Below are 845 nucleotides of genomic sequence, written 5' to 3' on the forward strand. Positions count from 1 at the left end.
CCTAGAGCTTGCACCCGTTTGCCATTCGCTGAAGCCGTCGAGTAAATATATTCAGCAATTGGTGTCGAGCCAACAAAGCTAACTGCTTGTATATCTTTATGGGTAAGCAGAACGTCTACTGCCTCTTTGTCGCCATTCACCACGTTTAGAACGCCATCAGGAAGACCCGCTTCTTTCATCCATTCAGCCATCAGCATACTGGCAGTTGGATTCTTTTCAGAAGGCTTCATTACTACGGTGTTACCGCACGCGATGGCGACTGGCCACATCCACATTGGAACCATGGCCGGGAAGTTAAATGGGGTGATGCCTGCTACGACACCGAGAGGTTGGCTGGTACTCCATGCATCAATACCGCCACCTACTTGTTCTGTAAACTCGCCTTTGAGAGCAGAAGGAATACCGCAAGCGAATTCAACGACTTCAAGACCGCGAGTGATTTCGCCCAATGCGTCTTCGTATACTTTTCCGTGCTGTGCAGTAATTACGGCTGCCAGCTCGTCACGACGTTCATCAACAATTGCTTTGAACTTGAAAAGGATCCGTGCGCGGCTAAGCGGCGTTGTTTGAGACCAAGTTTCGAAGGTCTTCTGCGCAATCGCGATGGCGCTTTCTACCTCAGTGGCTGAGGCAAGGGATACTTCGGCAATTTGCTCACCGGTAGCAGGATTGAATACGTTATGAGAGCGCGCACTTGGGCCAGTTTCTTGACCATTTACGTAGTGATTAATAGTAGTCATAGTTAACCTAATGTTTAAGAAATTCTTGTTTAGCTCACCCTTAATAGAGTGACTTGATCGCGGAACGCATTGAGTGCATTAACTGATCGATATCTGATTCAGAGA

Annotated in this window: 1 protein-coding gene; it reads right to left on the reverse strand. The window is 47.9% G+C overall.

Annotation, left to right across the window (positions count from 1 at the left end; translation table 11 throughout):
* The coding region (locus tag A3750_RS20800; protein ID WP_156498797.1) for an aldehyde dehydrogenase family protein at positions 1 to 740 on the reverse strand (740 nt) is incomplete at its 3' end.
* Between the last annotated feature and the right edge of the window lie 105 nt (positions 741 to 845).

It is taken from the genome of Oleiphilus sp. HI0079 (assembly GCF_001635105.1).